This is a genomic window from Stenotrophomonas sp. PS02298 (genome assembly GCF_029959445.1).
Classification (GTDB): domain Bacteria; phylum Pseudomonadota; class Gammaproteobacteria; order Xanthomonadales; family Xanthomonadaceae; genus Stenotrophomonas.
In genome coordinates, this window is the sequence record NZ_JASCOR010000211.1 from 1 (window position 1) to 6,036 (window position 6,036).

The 6,036-nt window shown below is 64.9% G+C and carries 5 protein-coding genes; 4 read left to right on the top strand and 1 reads right to left on the bottom strand.

What is annotated here, in order from left to right; translation table 11 throughout:
• Nucleotides 1–55 precede the first annotated feature (55 nt).
• Nucleotides 56–1,156: a sn-glycerol-3-phosphate ABC transporter ATP-binding protein UgpC gene (gene ugpC / locus QMX78_RS19555; RefSeq protein ID WP_282272718.1), complete on the bottom strand. Its 1,101-nt coding sequence runs from the start codon at nucleotides 1,154–1,156 to the stop codon at nucleotides 56–58.
• Between the two features lie 317 nt (nucleotides 1,157–1,473).
• Here ugpC and zwf point away from each other — a divergent pair, with 317 nt between their 5' ends.
• The 4 genes from zwf to QMX78_RS19575 form a co-directional block, all read left to right on the top strand.
• Complete coding sequence (gene zwf, locus QMX78_RS19560) at nucleotides 1,474–2,913, top strand: glucose-6-phosphate dehydrogenase (protein ID WP_343239303.1); 1,440 nt, start codon at nucleotides 1,474–1,476, stop codon at nucleotides 2,911–2,913.
• The gene (gene glk, locus QMX78_RS19565) at nucleotides 2,910–3,917 is read left to right on the top strand and encodes a glucokinase (protein WP_282272722.1); all 1,008 of its coding nucleotides are present in this window, start codon (nucleotides 2,910–2,912) and stop codon (nucleotides 3,915–3,917) included. Before zwf ends, glk begins: the two co-directional genes overlap by 4 nt.
• Nucleotides 3,914–4,633 (top strand): 6-phosphogluconolactonase, encoded by a 720-nt coding sequence (gene pgl, locus QMX78_RS19570; RefSeq protein WP_282272724.1) that lies wholly within the window; start codon nucleotides 3,914–3,916, stop codon nucleotides 4,631–4,633. Before glk ends, pgl begins: the two co-directional genes overlap by 4 nt.
• A gap of 141 nt (nucleotides 4,634–4,774) precedes the next feature.
• Nucleotides 4,775–6,036: dihydroxy-acid dehydratase (locus QMX78_RS19575; RefSeq protein ID WP_282272726.1), on the top strand; the 1,262-nt coding region annotated here is incomplete at its 3' end.

The window sequence follows — 6,036 nt, forward strand, 5'->3', positions numbered from 1 at the left end:
CGGCAGAAGCTTTACCGGTAAAGCTCCAGCCGAGCACGGCTCGGCACTACAGAGATCAAACTTCCGCTTCGATGCGACTGCCACTGCCACTGCCCGCATCAAAGAAATGCAGCTTCGATGCGTTCACCTCGACCGCAATCTCCTGCCCGACCTGCGGCAGCTGCTGTGGCGGCACCCGCATGACCAGCGCCTGCTCGCCGTAGCGCAGATTGACGAAAATCTCGTTTCCGACCGGCTCCAACCCTTCGATGCGCGCTTTGAACGCGGCTGCACCACCACCTGGCTGCAGGTGCTCGGGCCGAACGCCAACCACCAGCGGCTTGTCGAACCATTGCGCGCCCAGTGACACAGCGCCGAGTGCAATACCAAGCCCCTCATCCAACCACAGCATCGCCGAGCCTGCTTCGTCACGCCGCAGTTGCCCACGCAACATGTTCATCGCCGGACTACCGAGGAAGCCTGCAACAAACAGATTGGCCGGCTTGTCATACAACGCCATCGGGGTATCGATCTGCTGGATCACCCCTTCATTGAGCACGACGATGCGCTGGCCCAACGTCATCGCCTCGACCTGGTCATGGGTGACATAGATCATCGTGGTGCCCAGTTTGCGATGCAGCTGCGCGATCTCGGTACGCACCGAGTGACGCAGCTTTGCATCCAGATTGGACAGCGGCTCATCCAGCAGGAACACCGCCGGCTCGCGCACCAATGCACGCCCCAGCGCAACACGCTGACGCTGGCCACCCGACATCGCGCGCGGCAACTTGTCCAGCATCGACGTCAGACCCAACGAATCGGCGGCTTCCCGCACACGACGTTGCACCTCGGCCTTGTCATGCCCACGCAGCTTCAAGCCGAAGCCCAGGTTCTCGGCCACGGTCATATGCGGGTAGAGCGCGTAGTTCTGGAACACCATCGCGATGTCCCGATCCTTCGGCGCAACATCATTGACCACCCGCTCGTCGATGCGCAGCTGGCCAGCACTGATCTCCTCCAGCCCCGCCACCATTCGCAGCAGTGTGGACTTGCCGCAGCCCGACGGCCCCACCAGCACCATCAGTTCGCCATCGGCGATATCGAAACTGGCCCCGGCAACGGCGACCTGCCCGTTGTCATACACCTTGCGCACACCGTCGAATTGAACCTTGGCCATCACTACCTCGTTGCGAGTCGAAACCTGATGCGGCGGAACACTTGCGTTACCGCAAGAGAACAGTTTCCTGCAATCGTATACATCCGAAACATTGTGCACGGTAAGCATATTCATATGGCACCATCACAGTCGTTCCTACATGGCACCTGAGCTCCGCTGCACGGACCCGCTCCCGCCCTCGCGGCATGCTGCATTGCACAAGCCCAGACTGCCCCCGCCCGCCCCCTCGCGCCGAAGGACGCGGGCGTCCCAATCGCGGCGCAGGCCTTGAAGACGAACAATTGACAACGATGTCATCCGCACCCGAAACTCGCGCAATGCACGACACCCTCTTCCTGTTCGGTGCCACAGGCGATCTGGCCCAGCGTTATCTGTTCCCGTCCCTGCTACGCCTGCTTGGCGACGGTCTGCTCCCTGAAGATTTCCGTGTGCGTGCACTGGCCTTGTCGCCGCATGACACCGAGAAATTCCGCGACCTTCTGCGTCCGCGCCTGGAAGCAGCCATGCCGCATGCCAGCCAGGAAGACATCAGCAACCTGCTCAACCGTATCGACTACCGTTCGGTGGACCTGCGCAATGCCGAGTCGGTCGCCGAAGCGGTCAAGGACCTGGTCCACCGCAATTGCGTCAGCTATCTGGCAATCCCCCCGGGGCTGTACATCTCCACCTGCGAAGGCCTGGCACTGGGCGGCGCGCTGGCTGCACCCAACCGCCTGATGCTGGAAAAGCCGATCGGCTCGGACAGCGACAGCGCCGAGGAGATCCTGCAGTCGATCGGCAAGCTGATCGACGAAGACCGCGTGTTCCGCCTGGATCATTATCTTGGCAAGGCAGCGGTACAGAACCTGATGGCGCTGCGCTTCGGCAATACCTTGCTGGAAGCCGTGTGGAACCGTAACTACATCGCCTCGGTGCACATTCTTGTCGCCGAGAGCGACGGCGTGGATGGCCGCGACTCGTATTACTCGCGCTCCGGCGCACTGCGCGACATGGTCCAGAGCCATATCCTGCAGCTGCTGTGCCTGGTCGCGATGGAACCGCCTGCATCGCTGGAAGCCGACCGCATCCGCGACGAAAAGGTGAAGGTGCTGCGCGCCCTGCGCCCGCTCGACGCCAAGCACGCGGCCAAGGACAGCGTGCGCGGCCGCTACACCGCTGGCACCATCAATGGCCAGCCCGCGCAGGCTTACCAGCCGCCGGAAGGCAGCGAAGCCGAGACCTTTGTAGGCGTCACCGCACATATCGACAACTGGCGCTGGGCCGGCGTGCCGTTCCACCTGGTTACCGGCAAGCGCCTGCCAGAACGCACCACCCGCATCGAGGTCAACCTCAAGCCGGTGACGCATTGGCTGTTCGAGCGCCCGGACCGCAAGAACGCCACCCCCAACCGCCTGACCTTCCAGCTGCAGCCGCAGGAAAACATCCAGCTCGGCCTGATGAGCTCACTGGCCGGCCCGGAATGGGGTGCGCTCGAATTGCAGCCGCTGGAACTCGAACTTTCCGTTCCCACCGGCCTGCACCGCCGCATCGCCTACGAACGCCTGTTCCTGGACGCCTTCAACGGCAACCACGCACTGTTCGTGCGCGACGATGAAGTCCGTGCCGCCTGGGCCTGGATCGACAGCGTCAGCGATGCCTGGAAGGCCGCCGACCTGCCGATGGAGCCCTACCCGGCCGGCGGCTGGGGACCGCGTCTGGGACAGGACTTCCTGCCCGAATCCATTGCCGCCGAAGCGGGCCCGGAGCAGGGGCTGTGAGCCCCAGCACCGACCTGGTACTGGTAGCGGATATTGGTGGCACCAACGCACGCTTCGCGCTGGCCGACCGCGCCGCCGCCGCGCCGCTGGATCAGGGCAGCATCGACGAGTATCCGGTGGCGCAGTTCGCGTCGCTGGCCGACGCCGCCGCGCATTACCTGCAGCAGCGTGGGGCGACCGCCAGCAGCGGTGTGTTCGCGGTAGCAGGCCGGGTCGATGGTGACGAAGCACGCATCACCAATCATCCGTGGGTCATCTCGCGCACGCGTACTGCCGAGCAGCTCGGCTTCGAGCAGCTGCATCTGATCAACGACTTCGTCGCCCAGGCCATGTCGATTGCATTGCTCGGCGTTGACGATGTCGTGCAGGTTGGCGGCGCTGGCTGGCAGCCCGCTGCGGTGGGCGAATCACGCAACTACTGCGTGCTTGGCCCCGGCACCGGCCTGGGGGTTGGCGGACTGGTGGTGCGCGATGGTCGCAACTACCCGCTGGCCACCGAAGGCGGCCATGCCAGTTTTGCGCCGAACTCGCCCGAACAGATCCGCATCCTGGAAATCCTGTCGGCGCAGTTCGGGCGGGTGTCCAACGAACGCCTGGTCTGCGGTCCCGGCCTGGTCAACATCCACCGGGCCATCTGCGAGATGGCCGGTACCGATCCGGGCCTGCTGCAACCGGCCGAGGTCAGCGCACGTGCTGCCGAAGGTGATGTGCTGGCGGGTCGTGCGGTCGAAGTATTCCTCGAGATATTCGGTGCGGTCGCCGGTGACGCGGTGTTGGTGCAGGGCGCCTGGGACGGCGTGTTCCTGACCGGTGGACTGGTACCGCGCCTGCTGCAGCAGCTGCAGCATTCCGGCTTCCGTCAACGGTTTGAAAGCAAGGGACGCTTCTCCGCGACGATGTCGCAGATCCCGTCGATGGCCATCACCCATCCCTGCCCCGGCCTGCTCGGTGCCACTGCTTATGCGCTGGACATGCAGCGCGCCCATTCTGGAGTGACCGCATGAACGCCGCTGTTTCCGACCGCATCACACTTGTCCGCCATGCTGACGAAGAGGCCTGGACCGAAGGTGTCGCCAAGGAAATGGCAGCCCTGCTGAGCGCGGAGATCGAACAGCGCGGCCGCGCCCGCATGCTGCTGTCTGGCGGCACCACGCCAGCTCCCATCTACGAACTATTGTCCGACCAGGGCCTGGAATGGGCACGGGTTGAGGTTGGCCTGGCCGACGAACGCTGGCTTTCACCGCAGGACAAGGACAGCAATGCCTGGCTGGTACGTGACAGCTTCCTGCGTCATGCCGAGGGCGCGCATTTTGATCCGTTGGTCCGCATTGGCTTGCCGATCGCCGAATGCGTGCACACCGCCAACCTGCTCGCCACGCATTCACAGCCACCCTGTCTGGTGGTGCTGGGGATGGGCAATGACGGCCATACCGCTTCGTTGTTCCCCGGCTCGCCCGACCTGGCGCAGGCACTGCAGAGCAAACACCCTTATGCGGCATTGGATGCGACCGGCTGCCCGGTGGCCAAGCACTGGTCCCTGCGCATCACCTTGACCCCACATGGCCTGGCGTTGGCCAACCAGCGCCTGCTGCTGGTGCGCGGCAAGCAGAAGCTGGAAGTGCTCGAAGCCGCACTTGCATCCGGCGACGTGCACACCTACCCGATCCTTGCTGCAATCAATGCGCCCGGCAACAAGCTGCGCGTGCATTGGTGTCCTTGAGCGGGAACCAGCGGATCCGGAACCGGGAATGGACCTCGCCTGCCGCTCGCAAGAGCTGGAGATGGCCCTTCCCGAAACAACAGAACCCGAAGCCCGCCGCTTTCCCAGCCGCACCTCCCTCCTCATTCCAGCCATAAAGCCATGCATCCGAAAATCCAAGCCATCACCGATCGCATCCGCCAGCGCAGCGCTCCGTCGCGCGCGGCTTATCTGGCCGGGATTGATGCCGCGCTGCGCGAAGGCCCGTTCCGCGCGCGCCTGAGCTGCGGCAACCTGGCCCATGCCTTTGCTGCCTGTGGGCCCACCGACAAGGACCGGCTGCGCGGTGACGTGACGCCCAACCTCGGCATCATCACCTCGTACAACGACATGCTGTCGGCACACCAGCCGTTCGAGCATTACCCGGAGTTGATCCGCAATGCCGCACGCGAGCTGGGCGCAACCGCCCAGGTTGCCGGCGCGGTACCGGCGATGTGCGACGGCGTTACCCAAGGCCGTGGCGGCATGGAACTGTCGCTGTTCTCGCGTGACGTGATTGCGCAGGCAACGGCGATTGGCCTCAGCCACGACATGTTCGACGCCACCATCTATCTGGGCGTCTGCGACAAGATCGTGCCCGGCCTGCTGATCGGCGCCCTCGCCTTTGGTCACCTGCCTGCGGTATTCGTGCCGGCCGGACCGATGACACCGGGCATCCCGAACAAGAAGAAAGCCGAAGTCCGCGAGCGCTACGCCGCCGGCGAGGCCACCCGCGAAGAACTGCTGGAAGCCGAATCCGCCTCGTACCACGCGCCGGGCACCTGCACCTTCTATGGCACCGCCAACTCCAACCAGGTCCTGCTGGAAGCGATGGGCGTGCAGCTGCCGGGCGCCTCCTTCGTCAACCCGGAACTGCCGCTGCGCGACGCGCTGACCCGTGCTGCCACCGCACGCGCATTGGAAATCAGCGCGCTCGGCAATGACTTCCGCCCGTTCGGCCACCTGATCGACGAACGCGCCATCGTCAATGCCGTGGTCGCCTTGATGGCCACCGGCGGCTCGACCAACCACACCATCCACTGGATCGCCGTCGCCCGTGCCGCAGGCATCGTGCTCACCTGGGACGACATGGATGAGCTCTCGCAGATCGTGCCGCTGCTGGCCCGCGTCTATCCGAACGGCGAAGCCGACGTGAACCGTTTTGCCGCCGCTGGCGGTCCCGGCTTCGTGTTCCGCGAACTGATGGACGCCGGCCTGATGCATGCCGATGCGACCACGATTGCCGAGGGTGGCATGCGCGCCTTCGCCCAGGAGCCACGTCTCACCGACGGCAAGGTCAGCTACGTGCCCGGCGCGGCCGGCAGCGGCGCCCCGGCCGGGGGGGGGGCCCCCCCCCAACCAATCGAAGCCCACGGCGCCCGGCG